This is a genomic window from bacterium (assembly GCA_040753085.1).
GTDB lineage: Bacteria > UBA9089 > JASEGY01 > JASEGY01 > JASEGY01 > JASEGY01.
The window spans coordinates 14,238-30,996 of the sequence record JBFMHI010000006.1 but is presented as its reverse complement, the minus strand read 5'-3'; the positions used below and the strand labels follow the sequence as shown (position 1 = coordinate 30,996).

General features: G+C 46.6%; 17 protein-coding genes. 10 read left to right on the top strand and 7 right to left on the bottom strand.

The window, feature by feature from the left end; translation table 11 throughout:
• The first annotated feature begins 172 nt into the window (after positions 1-172).
• A complete protein-coding gene (locus tag AB1797_01710) occupies positions 173-1,216 on the top strand; it encodes a phosphatase PAP2 family protein (GenBank protein MEW5766329.1) in 1,044 nt (347 codons plus the stop codon).
• A 25-nt stretch (positions 1,217-1,241) separates the two neighbouring features.
• Here the strand turns inward: AB1797_01710 and AB1797_01705 are convergent, their stop codons facing one another.
• Positions 1,242-2,144, bottom strand: coding sequence for a LysR substrate-binding domain-containing protein (locus AB1797_01705; protein MEW5766328.1), 903 nt, complete (start codon positions 2,142-2,144; stop codon positions 1,242-1,244).
• 415 nt (positions 2,145-2,559) lie between these two features.
• On the opposite strand from AB1797_01705, the gene AB1797_01700 reads away from it, so the two are divergent.
• Entirely contained in the window at positions 2,560-2,715 is a 156-nt protein-coding gene (locus AB1797_01700; GenBank protein MEW5766327.1) for a hypothetical protein, read from the top strand.
• A 148-nt stretch (positions 2,716-2,863) separates the two neighbouring features.
• Here the strand turns inward: AB1797_01700 and cobS are convergent, their stop codons facing one another.
• The 5 genes from cobS to AB1797_01675 all read right to left on the bottom strand — a co-directional run bounded on the left by cobS (position 2,864) and on the right by AB1797_01675 (position 7,193).
• Positions 2,864-3,595 carry an adenosylcobinamide-GDP ribazoletransferase gene (gene cobS / locus AB1797_01695; protein ID MEW5766326.1) on the bottom strand — a complete coding sequence of 244 codons (732 nt, stop codon included), beginning with the start codon at positions 3,593-3,595 and terminating at the stop codon, positions 2,864-2,866.
• Positions 3,596-4,069: 474 nt separating this feature from the next.
• Positions 4,070-5,137: a nicotinate-nucleotide--dimethylbenzimidazole phosphoribosyltransferase gene (gene cobT / locus AB1797_01690; GenBank protein ID MEW5766325.1), complete on the bottom strand. Its 1,068-nt coding sequence runs from the start codon at positions 5,135-5,137 to the stop codon at positions 4,070-4,072.
• A 36-nt stretch (positions 5,138-5,173) separates the two neighbouring features.
• The gene (locus AB1797_01685) at positions 5,174-5,434 is read right to left on the bottom strand and encodes a hypothetical protein (GenBank protein MEW5766324.1); all 261 of its coding nucleotides are present in this window, start codon (positions 5,432-5,434) and stop codon (positions 5,174-5,176) included.
• 126 nt (positions 5,435-5,560) lie between these two features.
• Positions 5,561-6,199: a bifunctional adenosylcobinamide kinase/adenosylcobinamide-phosphate guanylyltransferase gene (cobU, locus tag AB1797_01680; protein MEW5766323.1), complete on the bottom strand. Its 639-nt coding sequence runs from the start codon at positions 6,197-6,199 to the stop codon at positions 5,561-5,563.
• Between the two features lie 121 nt (positions 6,200-6,320).
• Positions 6,321-7,193 (bottom strand): ARMT1-like domain-containing protein, encoded by an 873-nt coding sequence (locus AB1797_01675; GenBank protein ID MEW5766322.1) that lies wholly within the window; start codon positions 7,191-7,193, stop codon positions 6,321-6,323.
• A gap of 413 nt (positions 7,194-7,606) precedes the next feature.
• Here AB1797_01675 and AB1797_01670 point away from each other — a divergent pair, with 413 nt between their 5' ends.
• From AB1797_01670 to acpS, 5 genes are all read left to right on the top strand, one after another.
• Positions 7,607-7,813, top strand: a complete 207-nt coding sequence (locus tag AB1797_01670; GenBank protein ID MEW5766321.1) for a hypothetical protein — start codon at positions 7,607-7,609, stop codon at positions 7,811-7,813.
• Positions 7,814-8,073: 260 nt separating this feature from the next.
• On the top strand, positions 8,074-8,487 hold the full coding sequence (locus tag AB1797_01665) for a response regulator (protein MEW5766320.1): 414 nt from the start codon (positions 8,074-8,076) through the stop codon (positions 8,485-8,487).
• Positions 8,460-10,061 (top strand): HD domain-containing phosphohydrolase, encoded by a 1,602-nt coding sequence (locus AB1797_01660; GenBank protein ID MEW5766319.1) that lies wholly within the window; start codon positions 8,460-8,462, stop codon positions 10,059-10,061. The genes AB1797_01665 and AB1797_01660 overlap by 28 nt, the downstream gene beginning before the upstream one ends.
• Before the next feature lie 5 nt (positions 10,062-10,066).
• Positions 10,067-10,936 (top strand): energy transducer TonB, encoded by an 870-nt coding sequence (locus AB1797_01655; protein ID MEW5766318.1) that lies wholly within the window; start codon positions 10,067-10,069, stop codon positions 10,934-10,936.
• Positions 10,933-11,358 (top strand): holo-ACP synthase, encoded by a 426-nt coding sequence (gene acpS, locus AB1797_01650; protein ID MEW5766317.1) that lies wholly within the window; start codon positions 10,933-10,935, stop codon positions 11,356-11,358. The genes AB1797_01655 and acpS overlap by 4 nt, the downstream gene beginning before the upstream one ends.
• Here the strand turns inward: acpS and AB1797_01645 are convergent.
• Positions 11,355-11,498: a hypothetical protein gene (locus tag AB1797_01645; protein ID MEW5766316.1), complete on the bottom strand. Its 144-nt coding sequence runs from the start codon at positions 11,496-11,498 to the stop codon at positions 11,355-11,357. The two genes, acpS and AB1797_01645, sit on opposite strands and share 4 nt — an antisense overlap.
• Before the next feature lie 64 nt (positions 11,499-11,562).
• On the opposite strand from AB1797_01645, the gene rfaE1 reads away from it, so the two are divergent.
• The 3 genes from rfaE1 (at position 11,563) to AB1797_01630 (ending at position 16,094) form a co-directional block, all read left to right on the top strand.
• On the top strand, positions 11,563-12,543 hold the full coding sequence (gene rfaE1 / locus AB1797_01640) for a D-glycero-beta-D-manno-heptose-7-phosphate kinase (protein ID MEW5766315.1): 981 nt from the start codon (positions 11,563-11,565) through the stop codon (positions 12,541-12,543).
• Positions 12,544-12,611: 68 nt separating this feature from the next.
• Positions 12,612-13,721: an MraY family glycosyltransferase gene (locus tag AB1797_01635; protein MEW5766314.1), complete on the top strand. Its 1,110-nt coding sequence runs from the start codon at positions 12,612-12,614 to the stop codon at positions 13,719-13,721.
• Between the two features lie 33 nt (positions 13,722-13,754).
• Complete coding sequence (locus AB1797_01630) at positions 13,755-16,094, top strand: tetratricopeptide repeat protein (protein MEW5766313.1); 2,340 nt, start codon at positions 13,755-13,757, stop codon at positions 16,092-16,094.
• Positions 16,095-16,759: the final 665 nt, after the last annotated feature.

Here is a 16,759-nt window from a genome sequence, read left to right as displayed (position 1 = left end):
AGAGGACAGAAGGCGGAGTTGTAAGGACAGAGCTTATCCCTGTCCGTTCCATAGGCGGACAACCACAAGGGTTGTCCCTACAACCTAATCACGGACACGACTCCCGGACACGGTTCACGGAAATCCGTGTTTCATCTGTGTGCATCCGTGACTGAACGGTTACAATAAACCGATGATCGTTCCATTCTTTTTTAAAACAGGATTCTGGCGGGGTAACTCGGTCGGGCTGTGGAATATAGGGGCCTTTATGGGGGCCTTTCTGCTCTGCAAGGTCAGCGGACTCAATTTCGAGGCCTTGCCGGAGAGCCTCTTCCAGACTCTTCTGTTTGTAATCATCTTGTACTTATTGTATTTAGCTCTCCCCATAGTTCTCCTTGAATTTAGCCTCGTTAAGAACGTTGGCTTGCATTATCTAAAAGGAGATATCCTCCCTGATATTCGTCGGTTCATCAAGGAGAGACTATCAAGATACTATAGTTTCAGCTCTATTATCAGCCTCCTACCCATTATCTTGCAGGCCTTTTTGTGTTTTATAGTATATTCCAACCTTAAACCGGCCTCTTTCGTGCTGGCCCAGAGATCTTTTGACCCAGAGCTTTGGGAATTAGACAATATCCTCTTTTTAGGCCACAACCTCCCTGGTTGGGTTTCACAACATAACTGGTCGCTATTGACCGGGTTCCTGACTATTGTCTATTGCTCCCATTTCTTTCTTCTTCTTTTCACCCTTTTTTTCTTAGCCACCATGAAGAGGGACTTGAATCTTTCCTGGCATTATGCGACTTCTCTTATTGCGGCCCACTATCTTTCCCTTATCGGCTATCTCTTGTTTCCTTCATGGGGCCCGTGCTATTTCAGACCAGATTTCTACACCTTTCTGGAAGGGACAGAGATAGCAGAAATCCAGAAATCTCTCCTGTGGGCTCAACAGGCCTACCTATCTGATCCGCAGCACTTCAGGATCATGTTAGGCAACGGCGTCGGGGCTATGCCCAGTCTGCATGTCACCATGATGTTTAATCACGCTTACTATTTTTTCCGGGCTTCAAGCCGGCTTTGGATACCTATGTTCATCTGGGCCGTGCTTAACTTTGTGTCTACCCTTTATTTTGGATGGCATTACCTCAGCGATGGGTTAGTCGGCATACTCATCACTGTCCTTTCTATTGCCATCGCTTCCAGGCTCTATCGGGGTAAGAAGCCAGATATCTCCTGACATACTCCCTTATTCTATTGATATACTACACCCCCGCCTGCTTAGACAATCTCTCCTTCAAGCACTCTATAAATTCGAGGGTTAAAGAGGTAAGCCCTCTTTCCCGGTTGTAGATAAGGTTGAAGTCAAACCGAAGATACATGTTAGTTAGGGGGACGATTACTATATTTCCCGGCTTTTTAATAAGGGTAGATTTGGAGACAAAGGAGACACCAAGGTTTTCTCCTACAGCGTTCTTGACTGCCTCTGTTAAGTCAAGCTCCATTTTGATGTTTAAATCAGAAAGCTCTGCCCCCAATTTAGCCAGCGCTTCCTCCAGCACCTTCCTTGTTCCTGACCCTTCTTCTCTTATTATCAGCGGCTCCGTTCTTAATTCACTAAAATTTATACCCGGATTCTTAGCCCATCGATGCTCATTGGAAACAATGAGCACTAATTCATCTTCCATGGCCTTCTCAACTATAAAAGAAGAATTATCAAATCGCCCTTCAAGCAAGGCTAAATTAAAGGCATTAGCCGATAGTTGTTTTAATATCTCCTTTGTATTGGCTACTCTTAAGTAGATATCCGCTTCAGGGTGTTTTTTCCCAAAATAGCTAATTATCCTGGGCAGCACATATTCACCTAAGGTAGTACTGGCGCCTATGATTAGTTTATCCAGACTGGTATGCCTGAAGTGGTCTATCTCCTTAGTCGCTTTTTCATAAAGAGCCAATATTTTTTTCACATAACCCAGCAAGATTCTGCCTTCCTGGGTGAGTGAAATTCCCTCCTTTTCCCTAAGGCACAATTTTACGGCCAGGTTGTCTTCTAAATTCTTAATCTGGCGGCTGACCGCAGACTGGGTGATGTATAATTCCTCGGCTACCTTTGAGAAACTTTTTAATTGGGCTAACTTGTAAAATACCTTCAGGGTAAAATCTTCCATTATATTTTTAGTTTATAGTATCCAAGCAATTCTGTCAACCATTAATTCGACCTGTATGGTTAGAGATTATAAACAATGGGTTGAAATCTTTCCTACGCCCTGTCAGGGCTTGACCTTAGGGGATACCATTATTCCGTAGATTGAAATCTGTGGCTAAATTTCTTTACGCCTTCGGCGTATAATAGGATATATTAATAAAACCTGTTCCCTGATTTTCATCAGGGCAAGTTCTGACAGAACCTGCTCCTGACAGGCTCTGGAGTTCAGGAATCATTATTAAAGCCCGAAGGGCTGTAGTATGTTAGCCGTAGGTTTGAACCTACGGAACATTAGATTGAAAATTAATTAAGCCCCGCAGGGGCGAAGGAGAAAATACAGTAGTATAGACCTAACCATGTCAAAAGTGACGAGAGAAATGATTGCTAAAATGGATGAGACCATTGTCAAAATGGAGGAAGGCTTAAAAGAAACCCTAAAAGAAATAGCCCATCTAATTCAGAAAACCCAAGAAGAGACAGCTCGTTTGATTGTTGCCGAAGGCGAAAGAACAAGAAGGGAAATAAAAGGATGAAGTAGTGGCTTTGTGGCTGAATAGTTACAAAGTTTCAATGTCAGGTATCCGTCGATCAGATATCGTCAAAATAGCTCAACTGCTAAAATCAAACGTCGTGAAGCAGTAGTCTCCAGGGTGAATTTTGGTGGGCAGAGGTCGAATAATTTCAGGCCACCATAAGTAGTCCAATGACCAGGCTGACCACTTCAATCGTCTCGCTTACGGCCCCAAGAGAATCACCAGTTAGCCCACCGATTCTGCGACTGATAAGCCAAAAGAGGACCAGGGCTGCCCCAAAATTTATTAGACAGAAAAGGAGACCCTGGAACAGGCCCAAAAGAAGGCAAAAAGGGAGGATCATCAAGGTCGTCCAGATTAATTCCTTGATGCCTACTACCTTAACAAAAATGCTGCCCATCCCTGGTCGGGCTGAGGGGAAAAGGCCGGCTCCCATTACCTGACTCCATCTGCCCATAGCCGGCATAAGCAAGAGAAGGATATTTCGGTGATCCCCGGAAAGGCTGCAGAGGAGTTCATATTTAGCTAACAGAAGGAGAATAAGGGCCAGGGCGCCCAAGGCGCCGATACGGCTGTCTCGCATAATAGCCAGCCGCTGCTCCTTTTCTCTCCCGCCGGCCAGGCCATCAATGGTATCCGCCAGTCCATCCAGATGAAGACCGCCTGTTAATCCTGCCAGGAGAATGAGTAAGGCCAAATTGACTACTCTTATCGGTAAGAGAGGCGAGAGGATAAGATTAAGTAAAACAAGCAGGGAACCAAGGAAAAATCCAATAAGGGGAAAGTAGACCATTGACCCGGCCAGATCACGTTCGTCAGGTGGTCTCCTTAGCCTAACTGGCAGACAGGTGAGGAAGCTAAGGGCGGTTAGAATCTGCAACGTTACACCTTTCGCAACTGCTTAGGTAATCGGTAACTGCTCAAAACTAAGTTAAGCAGTTAGTTGGGAGACAAAGCAAAATTCCCTCTCCCTTGATGGGAGAGGGATAGGGTGAGGGTGAAATTGGCGGGCAATATTATTACTCTTGTTTATTTCACCCTCCCCTAACCCCTCCCATCAAGCTTATCCTTACCCACATCTTTTAAAACCACGAAGAACACGAAGAGCACGAAGAATTATAAAACAAATATTTTTTTCTTCGTGTCCTTCGTGCTCTTCGTGGTTTATCCTTGTTTCCCCCATCCTTTTATCCAATTTGTGGGTAAGGATAAGCATCAAGGGAGGGGAAGCTTTTATGCCAACGCTGTCGTCGGTACAAAAGGAGATGAAACTTAACCCATAGCACTATAATCTGTAATGAGCTTACTTTTTTAACTTGATTTTGAGTAGATACGGTAATCGGTAATCAGGTTATCACCGATTTCCTTCGGTGACCGCGGCTTCTTCAAAGGTCAACACCCGGTTCAATATCTTGATGGACGCCTCTAACAGGCTTATCCCCAGAGCCGCGCCGGTTCCCTCCCCCAGGCGAAGGTCAAGATCAAGAAGCGGCCTAAGTCCCATTCGTTCCAGCATAACCTTGTGTCCTGGTTCCACTGAGTTGTGGCCGGCAAAGATGTATTTCTTGACCGTCGAAGAAAGTTCAGTGGCAATTAAGGCCCCGCCGCCGGCAATGAGGCCGTCGATAACTACCGGAATCCTTAAAGCCGCCGCTCCAATTATCGCCCCGGCTAACCCGCCGATTTCAAACCCGCCTACCTTAGCTAACACATCGAGGGGATCCCTCGGATCAGGTTGATTGACGGCCAGACCACGCTTTATTACTTCAATCTTTCTCTTCAGTGTCTCGTCATTTACCCCGGTGCCTCGTCCGGTAACTTCTTCTACCTTCCGGCCGGTTAAGGCGGCCGCAATAGCGCTGCTGGGAGTAGTATTGCCAATCCCCATATCCCCAAGGCCCAGAAGGTGAAGCCCGGTTTTAGCCAGATCATTAACTACTTCTATGCCGGCTTCAATAGAGGCCACTGCCTGATCATAATTCATGGCCGGGCCTTTGGTAAAATTTCTTGTCCCATAATCGACCTTTTTAGAAATAATCCGGGAGGTCTCCCTCAGATCAGTCAGGTCAGCGGCCACCCCCATATCTACCACCACTACTTCAGCCCCCACGTGTCCGGCCAGGACGTTTATCCCTGCCCCACCCCTGACAAAGTTGTAAACCATCTGGGGTGTCACCTCTGGTGGAAAGGCGCTTACGCCTTCTTCCACCACTCCGTGGTCTCCGGCCATGGTGGTAATGACCTTTCTTTCGTAAGGAGGGTTGATCTGGCCGGTTATTCCGGCTATTTGTTGGGCCATTGTCTGAAGCCGTCCCAGGCTGTTCCTGGGAATAGCCAACTGATCAGACCTGGCTCTGGCCTTAGCTATAACCTCGGTATCAAGGGGCCGAATTCGCTTTAAGGTTTCTTGAAGTAGTAGCACACCTCTCTCCTTAGTTCCAGGGTTCTCTCTCTGTTCTTAACCCCAATAAAGGTTGCGAACAATCCTGTTAATAAGACTCAAGTAATCATCAATTTCCTCATATAGATCAAACTCTTCTCTTTCTTTCCTCGATAATCCAGCTTCCTGCTGTTTCTTTAATAATGTTTCAATCCGGTCATGCACGTATGAAGACGCCCGTATAATGGGTATTCCTTCTTGCAATTCAATGCGTAGAGCGCCTTCCCTCGGCAAAGTATCAGGTAAGCTATGTAGCTTGGGAAGCGGATGTGCAAACATTGCTTCCATCTTCAATCACCTCCATAAGTTTAGTATGTCTAATCTTTGACAGTTATAAGAATACTTCCTTCGGGGTGTTATGTCAGGTCGGCGGATACGCCTGGCTGAGTTATTCGCCCTCAACGCTTACTCCTCCCGCTTACCGCCCTTTATCTTCACCGGTATCCCTGAAACCATAAGATAGGCCAGCCTGGCCGCCCGGGCAAATCGCTGATTTACCTCGCCATTTATATCCCTGAACTGTCTGGCCAGGGCATTTTCAGGCACTATGGCTGAACCAACTTCGTTACCAACCACTACTATAGCCACATCTTCCAGTTTAAAGCATTCTTTAATTAATTCATCCGTCCGTTTAAGGATCTCAGCCCTTATTTCGTCATATTCCCCACTTAGCGTTTCCATCATATTGGATATCCAGACCGTGACACAGTCGATAATGACCATTTCAATCAATGTCCCTTTAACTTCAGAAAGAACAGAAACTAAGTCAACGGGTTCCTCCACCGTATACCAACCCTTTGGTCTTTTCTGTTTATGTTGTTCGATCCTGGCCTTCATCTCCTCATCCACTGGTCTGGCTGTAGCCAAATAACAGACCCTGGCGGCCGGACTTTCTTTAATCTTCTTACCTTGTTTAGCAAATTTACTCTTGCCGCCGAGGACTCCCTTAAGGGGGGAATCTTCGACCCACATCTTAGCGAACTCCTGAGCCAGCCAGCTCTTTCCGCTTCTGGCTCCACCAGCAATAAAGACAATTGCGCTCATAAGAATTATCAATTAGCCAATAGGCAATAGGGCGTTCTCCCCTATTGCCTATTGGCTCTTTAACCCAAAGGGACCAAAGGGACTAAAGGGACCAAAGAGAGTATTGGCTATTGACTATTGACTATTGGATAGCCAACACCGCCTGCCCCAAATCTACTCCCAAGGCCTTAGCCACTATATCACACTTGGCTTGAAGGAAGAAAAATATCTTACCTCGGTTATTTTGATTCAGTGTTTCGTAATTTCCCTGGCCTTTACTGATAATAAGGTCAGCTTGATCAAAGAGGCGTCTAACTTCAGGGGAAGCTGTATCCAGAGGGGTTCCCACATCAGCCGTATTGGTCACCACTGGAACGAGACCCTCTAAGCCAATAAAACGGGCGTCTTCCATAGTAACATCGTTTATAATCGGGGCGCTTTTTACTACCACCCGGAGAATAGCCCGCCCCTCTTTTAAGGGTTCCTCGCTTAACAGTTCCTCAATAAATATCTTATCAAAAACCAGCTCTCCGGCATTATCAGCTAAGTAAAGAATCTGTCCGGCCTCTGGCAGGGCCTTCTTGAAGGCCTGATAGTCATCCCTGCCCAGGGGGAAATTCAGAATCTGCTCAATGGTTCCCTCCAGATCAAATCCATCTCCCACTCCAAAGTCTATACAGTTACCGGCAATAGCTAATTTAGCCGCGGTATAAAGCGGGTCAGCCGATCTTTTAACTCGAGATTGAAGGTCAGCATAAAGATTCAACCCGATTTGGTTATACTTAAGCTTAACTTCGCGATAAGGATCCGGATGGTTAAGTATCCTTTTAAGCAAGCCGTGATGAAGATATGAGGTAATTCCAGGGGGATTATGGGCCTCAAAGGAGATGGTCTTCAGGTAGTCCATAGTCTCATTTAACAACCTTTGTTGAACGGACTTATCTACCTGGATCAGCTTTGCCCCACGGAGGGCCTGTTTTAAAATGCAGGGGATACATTCGGGTTCAACTTGCATATCTCTTTTCTCCGGTGATGGTCATCGTTTCGGCTACTCTAAGACGGTCGATGGTTAATAGGCGGCGATGGACGATGGACTGGGTGGACTCAGTGGACTCAGTGGACTGAGTGGACTCAGTGGACTGAGTGGACTCAGTGGACGGGGTGGACAGTGGACTCTATCCCCCATTGGCCGAAACGATTATCTAGGCCTTTGCTCCATATTTGTTTGCTAGGCCCAGAGCTGTCGAAAAAATCTACTGACTCCTGACTAAGTACCCATCCCCAAACCTCGCCTCGTTTCTTTTGCCCCGGTTTTGGGATAGCGTCTAAGTAACTATTCGGGCAGATAGGCTGAAGACTGAAGGCTTTTAGGGACGGGCTACTCAGGGGAATAGACTGAAGGCTTTTAGGGACAAATGCGGTGAGTAGATGATTGAACTTCAGCCTTCAGTCTTCAGCCTTCAGCCTTCAGCCTTCAGTCTTCAGTCTTCAGCCTTCAGCCTTCAGTCTTCAGTCTTCAGCCTTCAGTCTTCAGCCTTCAGCCTTCAGTCTTCAGCCTTCAGTCTTCAGCCTTCAGCCTTCAGTCTTCAGTCTTCAGTCTTCGGTCTTCAGTCTTCAGCCTATCTACCTGAGTAGTTACGGCTCTAATTATATCTCATCTCAGAATAAATGTCAACCCATGAGGGAAAATTTTATTTGAAAATACTCAGATTTTGTGGTAGAATATTACAATCTGGCCTTTGGCCGCAACCAAACGATGCTCGATGCTCGAGGCTCGAGGCTCGAGGCTCGAGGCTCGAGGCTCGAGGCTCGAGGCTCGAGGCTCGAGGCTCGAGGCTGGATGCTGGCAAAGGATCTAGTGTCGAGTATCGAGCATCGAGAAGGAGTGACATTAATTGGAAAAGATTCTTGTAGTTGATGATGAGAAGGATGTGAGGGATTTCCTTTCCGAGATCTTAATGGTAGAGGGCTTCCAGGTCATATTTGCGGCTGATGGTCAAGAAGCCCTGGAAATAGTTAGAGAAAGAAAACCGGATCTGGTCCTCCTCGATATAAAGATACCTAAATTGGATGGCTGGGCCGTCCTTCAGATCATAAAAAGTAATCATGAGACTAAATCTATACCGGTTATTATGCTTACCGGCATGAATGAAGTGATAGATCGAATGACCTCCTATTATCTTAGGGCCGATGGATATATTAGTAAGCCTTTTACTAACGAAGAGCTAATAAAGGTAATTAATGAGACGCTTTCTGATTACAAAAGGCTGAGGGAATTAAGTTGTCAAAAAAAGAGCACGTCCCTTTAAAAGAGATATATTCTATATGTCAATGGATGGGCGCAAGGGTAGAGCTTAAGGAGCTTCTAAGACGGATTATGGACTCTGCCCTCAAATTGGTTCAAGCTGACCATGGGTCATTGATGCTCCTGAATGAAGAAACAGGGGAACTCTCTATAGAGGTTTCCTCCGGGTTGAGCCAGGCGATTGCCAATTCCTTCAAGATTCGAATAGGCGAGCCTATCGCCGGCCTGGTAGCCAAAGAGGGGAAGCCCCTTCTTTTAAACCATCTCACCGATGATCCCCGGCTGACTGATTACCTCCAAAGAAAAGAAATAAGGTCCGCCATCTCTGTGCCTTTAAAAATCCGAGAGCGAGTAATTGGGATGCTTAATCTGAATTTAGTCCAAGGAGGTTTATCTCCAAAAGATATTTTTACCCAAGAAGACGCTGAGTCTGTGTTTATTATGGGGGCGCAGGCGGCTGGCGCTATCGAAAATGCCAGATTATACAAGACGGTCGAACAAAGACTCCAGGAATTATTTACCCTAAACGAGGTGGGCCGGGCCATTGCTTCTACCACTGATCCGGAGCAAATCATCAAGCTCACTTTCAGTAATCTAAAAAAGCTGGTCTGCTTTGAAATTGGAAGTATTTTTCTGGCGGCTGACAAGCAATTCAAATTCGCCTTTACTTCAAGTATCTCCATTCCCCAGACCCTTATTTTAAATCTTAAAGACAATTTAATCCAGATATTCAGCCGGCTGATTGAACAGACTATTGAAACTGAGCAAATCTTGACCGAACCGATTGAGGTTAAAGAGGCAGAGGGAACAGACCCCCGGCCGATAAAATCTCAATTGACCGTGCCTCTCATTTGTGGGGAAAAGGTCATTGGTCTTTTAAATATCAACAGTTTATCTGAAGATATCTTTCACCGGGATAACCTGAGAATTATGACTACCTTTGCCTCTCAGGTCTCTGTGGCTTTAGAAAACGCCAGGCGCTTTCGTGAGATAAAAGAATATTATACGGGAACAATTAAGGCCCTGGCGGCGGAAATAGAGACAAGAAATCCTTACACTCAAAGGCATTCAGAGAGAGTAACCGAGTATGCTGTTCTTCTGGCCCAGCGTTTAAGTTTATCAGAAGACCGGATAGAAGAGATCAAGACGGCCGGACTTCTTCATGATTTAGGTAAAATAGGGATAAGTGACGATATCCTTCTAAAACCTGACAAACTGACTTCCGATGAAATGGATATTATGAAAACCCATCCAGTCAAGAGTGGGAAGATCGTGGGCTCCTTGAAGTTCCTTCAATCTACCCTGCCTATCATTGTTCACCATCATGAACGTTACGACGGCGGTGGGTATCCTGATCAGTTGGCTGGAGATAACATCCCCCTGGGGGCGAGGATCCTTGCGGTGGCTGACACCTTTGATGCTATGACCAGTAGCCGCCCTTACCGGGGGCCTATGTCTCCTGAAGAGGCCAAAAATGAGATAATTAAGCAATCGGGGAGGCAGTTTGATCCCAGGGTAGTGGAGGTTTTTCTGAAGGAATATCCCCAAATAAAGGCGATGAAAGAAAGGGAGGGGTGAATTCAATGTATCAACGTCAAACCTTAGATACATCTCTATTGATTTCAATGATTATTCATTCGTGCTTAGCCTTGATCTTCTCTTTTATTTCCATTCAATATGGGGTTATCTCACCACCCCGAATTTTCGAGGTGGCCATGATCGAGATACCTCAAAGAACATTAACGGAAGAGGCGGCTTCTTTATCAGCCAGAGAGAAAATTAGCCCACCGACGGTTATACAGACCTTAGCTCCCTCTCTGGAAAAGGGAGACAGGGCAAGAGGCCACGAGATAGTGGAGCTTCCCAGGGGAGAGGCTGTCCCTGGAAAGATTGATGAAAGGATCGTGGTAAGAGAAAAGGTAATTGAGCCAAAGGCTAACTTATCTCCTTTAAAGGGCCCCCGCTCTCTCGGACTTTCGATGGAGCCGGCCATTCAACCGACATCTCCTTTAGAAAAGGATGCGGGTGAACTTTTACCTGAAGAACCACAATGGGATAAGACCTCTGTCTCCAGGCGAATATTTATCCCGGAAGAAGTGGGCCTGAAAACATCTCCCTCTTATGAGGGTCAAAGGGAATCAGATAAAAGGGGCGCCGTGACGCCTTTCCCTATTACTAAAGGGCCCCTGAAAGGGCGCGGCATCCGCTACAGAGAGCCGATTAATTTGCCTGAGGAGAAGGAAAAAGAGGCTATCCCCCGGGCGGGAGAGTTTAAACTTTGGGTTATTCCGGACGGATCCGTGGAAAAAGTGGAAATAGAACGAACCACCGGAGATAGTGAGATAGATATCCTGGTGAAGAAGGCCTTTTTGAAATGGAGATTTGAAGCCCTACCTCCCTCTGAGAATAGAACAGATTGGGGATTGGTGTCGGTTAAGATAAGCTTTAAATGAACTCGAAACTCCGGGTACCCACGAAGTGGGTGCGAAACTCAGAACTAAAAGGTTTGGGAGTGGATCTGGTTGAGGTCGAAAGGATAGAGAGCGCCGTAACCAAATGGGGCCAGCGATTTCTGGAGAAGGTCTTTACCCCGGCGGAGCTAAATTACTGCTTGAGCCGGGCCAGGCCGGCTGAGCATCTGGCGGCCAGGTTCGCCGGCAAGGAGGCGGTTATAAAGGCCCTGGGGCTTCGATGCCCCTGGAAGGATATTGAGATAAGAAGGGGTAACACCGGAAAACCGGCGGTTCATCTTGAAGGCAAGGCCAAAGAGCTGGCCGGTCAGGGACATATCCTGATTACCCTCACTCATACCGCCCAATTGGCTCTGGCCCAGGCGGTCTACATTGCGGATTGCGGATTGCGGATTGCGGATTAGAAAAATTGTAAGCGTTCAGCCACTAAGGCACAACCTCGATCCTGGATGCTCGATCCTGGATGCTCGATCCTGGATACTGAATCCTTTACCAGCATCGAAGATCGAGCATCGAGGATCGAGGATCGAGCATCCAGCATCATGTGCTGAACGGTTACGAAAAATAAATCCGAAATCCGAAATCCGAAATCCGAAATCCGAAATCCGATGATGACTAATCTCCTAAATATCATAGACCGGTTTGAAAATTCAAGGCTGTTGGTGGTGGGCGATATTATGGCGGATGAATTTGTCTGGGGTCGGGTAAATCGAATCTCGCCTGAGGCGCCGGTGCCGGTGGTGGAGGTAGTCGATGAGACCATCCTTCCGGGGGGGGCAGCCAATGTGGCCAACAATATTATCTCCCTGGAAGGGAAGGCAGAACTGGTCGGCGTCATTGGCCAGGATAAAATAGGTGAAGACTTAACGGCTGACCTGAAGCAAAGGAAGATTGGCACAGAGGGGATCTTGGCCGTCCAGGAGCGGCCGACTATACAAAAAACAAGAATCATTGCCCATTCACAACAGGTGGTTCGGGTGGATCGGGAAAACAGAAAAGAGATAGACCCGGCCTTGACGGAGACCATACTTGATTATTGTGGCGGCCTTATCTCTGACATAGACGCGGTTATTATTTCTGACTATGGCAAGGGGGTCATTATCCCACCCCTTATTGAAAAGCTGGTGGCTCTATCCAGAGAGTTTGATCGACCCGTGGTGGTCGATCCCAAGATAGGACATTTGAAATCATATAAGCGTATCTCTGTGCTCACCCCCAATCATCACGAGGCCGGTCTTCTATCAGGCAAGCCTATTACTGATGAAGAGAGCCTAATCGAAGTCGGTTGGTTTCTTCTTAACCTTTTGGAATGCGAGGCGGTCTTGATCACCAGGGGAGAAAAAGGAATGTCCCTCTTTCCCCGGCAAGGGGAAGTAACTCATATCCCCACCGTAGCCAGAGAAGTCTATGATGTTACCGGGGCCGGAGATACAGTAGTCGCTGTCTTTACGCTGGCCTTAGCCTCCGGCGCCGGTTTGTTGGAAGCAGCCACTTTGGCCAATTATGCGGCCGGAATTGTGGTCGGTAAAGTGGGGACAGCGACCGTTACCAGAGGCGAACTAAAGAAGGAATTGTCTCTTAAATCTTGAAAAAATTGTAACTACTTGGTTACAAAAAATCCTTGACTTTTGGAGTAGTATCATATAAGCTAACCTCGATGAGCATTTATCCTTATCTTTTCGTGCTTTTTTCTTCATTCCTTCTTTCCCTCATCCTTGTGCCGGTGGTTAAGAAGATAAGCCTGGCCTTTGGTATCCTTGATCACCCGGGTGAGAGAAAAGTTCATTCTACCCCTAAACCCCTGATGGGAGGGCTGGCCATCTACCTGGCCTTGATGGTAGTTATCTGGGGAAATATCGGGGCTTTGTGGCTGCTTAAGGACCATGCCTTAGTTCTCAAGACCTTCCCATCTATGGTTGAACAGATCCCAAAATTGGCCGAAGTCTTACCCAATCTGGGTGTGGTGCTGGCGGCCGGGACCTTGATTATGTTGATGGGGATGATTGATGATATCCGAGGGGTAGATTTTTCTTTCAAACTGAAATTTATGGGACAAATCCTGGCCAGCCTGATCCTTGTTTGGGGGGGAATAAGTATCGAATTTATGTCCAACCCTTATCTCAATATTCCACTCACTATACTATGGGTGGTCGGCATTACTAACTCTTTTAACCTCCTGGACAATATGGACGGCTTGAGTAGTGGGGTGGCCATCATTGCCTCTATTATCTTTTTTATTGTGGCGGTCAGCCAGGGACAGTTTTTTACCGCCCTCATCCTCTTGGCCCTGGCCGGAAGTATTCTGGGTTTCCTTTGGTACAATTTTCCTCCCTCAAGTATCTTTATGGGTGATACCGGCAGTCTCTTTATCGGCTTTATGCTCGGCAGTCTAACGGTGACCAGTTCTTATGTCGTTTCCGAATCCACTTCCCTTCTGCCGGTAATTATGCCGGTTATTATCTTAAGCGTCCCTATCTTCGACACCTTATCCGTTATCTATATTCGCTGGAGAGTCGGAAAGCCTATCTATCGAGGGGATAAAAACCATTTCTCTCATCGCCTGGTTGACCTGGGGATGACCAAAAAACAGGCCGTGCTTTTTATTTACCTGGTAACCTTTTGTGTCGGTCTGGCCGCTATCTTGCTTCCCAGCCTCGACCGGATAGAGAGTTTGATAGTTTTTGTCCAGGCGGTGATTATATTTATCCTTATTGTTATTCTAATGATAGTGGGAAAGAAAGATGCGGCCAGATGGGGACACGATTAAGTTTCGAGTGGCTGCCTTAGCAAAGGAGTTAAAATGAAACCATCTACGGAAGTAAAAATCTACGACACCATCATTGAGTGGGGGATATATCTTAATGCCTTTCTCATACCTCTTCTGTTTACTACCCAGAATCAAAGTATCTTGATGATAAAGACGGTGGTAAATCACGCCATCGTCTACGGTCTGGTCGGAATCTGGTTTTTGAAGGGGATAGTAGAGAGGCGATTTGTCCTTAAACCTACTCCCTTAAATATTCCTCTGCTCGTTTTTTGGTGGATTGGAATTATATCTGGGGCCTTCTTTTCTGAACAGCCCTGGGCCAGTGTAGAAGAACTGGGTCTCTTTACCAGTTATATCTTGTATTTCTTCTTAATCGTCAACCATATCCAGACCCTGACCCAGATGAAGAGACTGCTTTGGGCTATCCTCATCCCGGCTGTTATGACTACCCTCTATGGCATTATCCAGGCCTACTATCCTACCCTGGATCCTGTGGAGTGGGGAGTAACGGTTTTTATCTCTACCTTTGGCAACAAAAACTTCTTTGCCGGCTACCTGGTTATGCTTATGCCGGTAGTAGCCAGTTTGATCTTAATGGGCCGCTCCATAGAAAGTAAGGTGCTCGCCGCCGTGCTCTTTATCCTTATGCTCCTTTGTGTCTTATATAGCCAAACGAGGGGGGTCTGGCTCGGAGCGATCGCCGCTTTTCTATGTTTTGCCGGGCTTTCCCTGAAGCTGGGTTTATTAACTCACTACCTGCGTAAGAGGTTTGTCCAAATAGGCCTGGTGGTAGTCCTGGTGGGTGTTACCACCCTTCCCCCCCTCCTGGCCCCTAATTATGTGGCCCGGATGAAAGATACCTTTAAGTCTATTTTTCAGACCCAAACCGGTACCAACGTGGTCCGGATCATAATGTGGCGGGGTGTACTTAGCGCCTTTAAAGAACATCCAATCATCGGCCATGGGATTGGAACCTTCCAGCTTATCTTTCCTGCCCACCGTCCTTCCGAATATCATCATAGAAGTGTTTCTCATAACACCCTGCATGCCCATAATGAATATCTTGAGTATCTGGCTGAGGAAGGCATTTTGGGATTCCTGAGTTTTTTAGTGATAATGGGGGCTTATTTTTATGGGGCCTTTGGTTTATTTAAACTCACCTCTTCAGAAGGCGCGGCTTCCTTAAACCCGAAATCCGAAACCCGAAACTCTATTATCTCCCCCTGGGTGATCCTTCAGATAGGCTTGATCTCCGCCCTCGTGGGAGCTTGGACCGATAATCTGACCGGTGTTAACCTGAGGTGGATACCCACGGCCGTTTATACCTGGCTAATGATGGGCGTGACCATAGCCAATCGATTGGCCTGTGAGCGGGAGCTGTCTGAAGCTCAGATAAGCGCCAACCAGAAAAGAAAAAAACGGCAGACCGTCAAAAAAGCCGAGTCTCTCCTGGCGCCGGCTAATCCCTTCTTTAAATGGGGGATAGTAGTCCTTATGCTTATTGCCTATATTGGGCTTAATCGTGTCATGTGGAAGGCCTTCTTATCCGATAGGGAACTGAAGAAAGGGATAGATATGATCTCCATAAATAGATGGCCGGAGGCTATCCAGTTTTTGAATAAGTCTCTCGAGCTGAATCCTTATAATCTTTCGTCTTACTATAAGATCGGTCATGCTTATGCCATGAGTGGGGAAAATGATAAGGCCATGGAGACCTATCGGACCCTTTCCAAATTAGCCCCCAATTATTCCCAGATCCATTACAACTTTGGGGTGGTCTATGGCAAGAAACAGTTATATGATGAGGCCATTGGCGAGTTTAAGCAGGCCATAAAGATAGATCGCTACTGTATGGATGCTTACTACAATCTGGCTCATGTTTATGCGGCCAAGGGGCAGATGGACGAGGCTATTAAGGTCTATGAAGACGCCCTATCGGTTCAGCCCATGACGGATAATTTTGAATATCCATCTAAAGAAGATTATGCCAAGATGTACTATACCCTGGGCTTAATTCGTGGACAGAAGCAAGAATATGACACGGCGGCTTTATACCTGAACAACGCCCTGGGGTTTGTCCCTGACTATAAGGATACTAACTATAAACTGGCCCTTATCTATCGCCAAAAAGGAGATTTTCCCAAGGCCAAAATTCAAGCTGATTCGGCGATAGCTCAAGACCCAAATAATGCCCAAGCCCGGACCTTGATGGCTTCCCTTTATGAGACAGAGCGAAACTTTATGAAGGCCTTAGCCGAGTGGCGGGAGGTCTTAAGGTTAGATAAGAATAACAGCCTGGCTCAAAGACGGGTGTCTGAATTAGAGGCCTTCTTTAAGATCCCCTCCGCGGTTACCGTAGACAGGAGTCAGTAGTGGGTAGGGGCAATCCCCTGTGGTTGCCCGTCAGTTTTCGTTACTGCAATCCGCATTTCGCATTCCGCAATCCGCATTCCGCAATCTGCATTCCGCAATCCGTAAGATCATCGCCATAAAAAAGTCTAAAGTTTTTGGAGCTGGTTGCCGATAAAGGTAACAAGCTGATAAAAGGATTTAGAAGGCTTACCTGAGACATGGAGGGGGAAAATAATCTGTCGGGGTAAGCCTTTTTTGTATCTTATTTATCGGCAGTGATAAAGCAAATCCTAACGGCGTAAAGATCTCACCATAATCCCATCATTCAATCCAGTCCTAATGCAGCTCCAAAGATTTCACCCTTCATTGTCCGCAAGAATCATAGCCGAAAGGTGATCGGTCATCGGTAGTCAATAAGAAGTGGAGTGACTGACGACCGATAACCAATTACTGATTACCTGATTATGGAGAGATCCCTTAGAGGCTGTCTGAAAAGTCCCGTTAGGGACGTAATGTTTATAGACATGAACGCCCACCGTTATTTTTAGCCCCGTTAGGGGCGACATGTTCGCTTTGCTAAGTTTACTTCTTGAACATTTCGCTCCTAACGGAGCTTGGGTTTATGAGAAAAACGGCTACTATAAACATTTTGCCCCTACGGGGCTGATTAACGCATCAACTTTTCA

Bases quoted from the DNA above. Each gene is read 5' to 3' on its own strand.
- AB1797_01710 (MEW5766329.1), top strand. From the start codon at position 173: ATGATCGTTCCATTCTTTTTTAAAACAGGATTCTGGCGGGGTAACTCG.
- AB1797_01705 (MEW5766328.1), bottom strand. From the start codon at position 2,144: ATGGAAGATTTTACCCTGAAGGTATTTTACAAGTTAGCCCAATTAAAA.
- AB1797_01700 (MEW5766327.1), top strand. From the start codon at position 2,560: ATGATTGCTAAAATGGATGAGACCATTGTCAAAATGGAGGAAGGCTTA.
- AB1797_01685 (MEW5766324.1), bottom strand. From the start codon at position 5,434: ATGTTTGCACATCCGCTTCCCAAGCTACATAGCTTACCTGATACTTTG.
- cobU (MEW5766323.1), bottom strand. From the start codon at position 6,199: ATGAGCGCAATTGTCTTTATTGCTGGTGGAGCCAGAAGCGGAAAGAGC.
- AB1797_01675 (MEW5766322.1), bottom strand. From the start codon at position 7,193: ATGCAAGTTGAACCCGAATGTATCCCCTGCATTTTAAAACAGGCCCTC.
- AB1797_01670 (MEW5766321.1), top strand. From the start codon at position 7,607: ATGATTGAACTTCAGCCTTCAGTCTTCAGCCTTCAGCCTTCAGCCTTC.
- AB1797_01655 (MEW5766318.1), top strand. From the start codon at position 10,067: ATGTATCAACGTCAAACCTTAGATACATCTCTATTGATTTCAATGATT.
- acpS (MEW5766317.1), top strand. From the start codon at position 10,933: ATGAACTCGAAACTCCGGGTACCCACGAAGTGGGTGCGAAACTCAGAA.
- AB1797_01645 (MEW5766316.1), bottom strand. From the start codon at position 11,498: ATGATGCTGGATGCTCGATCCTCGATCCTCGATGCTCGATCTTCGATG.
- rfaE1 (MEW5766315.1), top strand. From the start codon at position 11,563: ATGATGACTAATCTCCTAAATATCATAGACCGGTTTGAAAATTCAAGG.
- AB1797_01635 (MEW5766314.1), top strand. From the start codon at position 12,612: ATGAGCATTTATCCTTATCTTTTCGTGCTTTTTTCTTCATTCCTTCTT.
- AB1797_01630 (MEW5766313.1), top strand. From the start codon at position 13,755: ATGAAACCATCTACGGAAGTAAAAATCTACGACACCATCATTGAGTGG.